A 777-nucleotide genomic window follows, 5' to 3' on the forward strand; every position below is an offset into this window, starting at 1 on the left:
TTTTAACAGTAGGAGCCACGGTTACAGACATTGCGGGCAATACAGCGACCTCCAGTGACACAGTTGTCAAAGATACGTTGGCGGACATCAGTGTCAATTTCGATGGTTTTGGTGATGAGTATTACAACTCTGCCGAGGTCAGTAATGGCGCATTAGTTGGCACGGTGACCAATGTTGAAGATGGTCAGGAAGTTTCCATCATTATCACCGATGTTGATGGCAAGTCAGAAAATTATACCGCGACAGTCACTGGTGGCGAATGGACTCTCACAGGTCAAGATTATTCAGCCTTCGCTGACGGCACTTTAACGGTAGAAGCCACGGTTACCGACATTGCGGGCAATACAGCGACCTCCAGTGACACAATAGTCAAAGACACGCTGGCGGACATCAGTGTCGATTTCGATGGTTTTGGTGACGAGTATTACAACTCTGCCGAGGTCAGTAATGGCGCTTTAGTTGGCACGGTGACCAATGTTGAAGATGGCCAAGAAGTTTCAATCACTATCACCGATGTTGATGGCAAGTCAGAAAATTATACCGCGACAGTTACTGGTGGTGAATGGACATTAGTCGGCCAAGATTATTCAGCCTTTGCTGAAGGCACCTTAACGGTAGAAGCTACGGTTACCGACATTGCGGGCAATACAGCGACCTCCAGTGACACAATAGTCAAAGACACGCTGGTGGACATCAGCGTGGATTTTGATGGTTTTGGTGATGAGTATTACAACTCTGCCGAGGTCGGTAATGGCGCATTAGTTGGCACGGTGACCA

Annotated in this window: 1 protein-coding gene; it reads left to right on the top strand. The window is 48.0% G+C overall.

The window, feature by feature from the left end:
• On the top strand, positions 1-777 hold a 777-nt coding region (locus AB4323_RS24340), incomplete at both ends, for an Ig-like domain-containing protein (RefSeq protein WP_372153530.1).

The organism is Vibrio sp. 10N.261.52.C11, from assembly GCF_041471405.1.
Classification (GTDB): domain Bacteria; phylum Pseudomonadota; class Gammaproteobacteria; order Enterobacterales; family Vibrionaceae; genus Vibrio; species Vibrio crassostreae_C.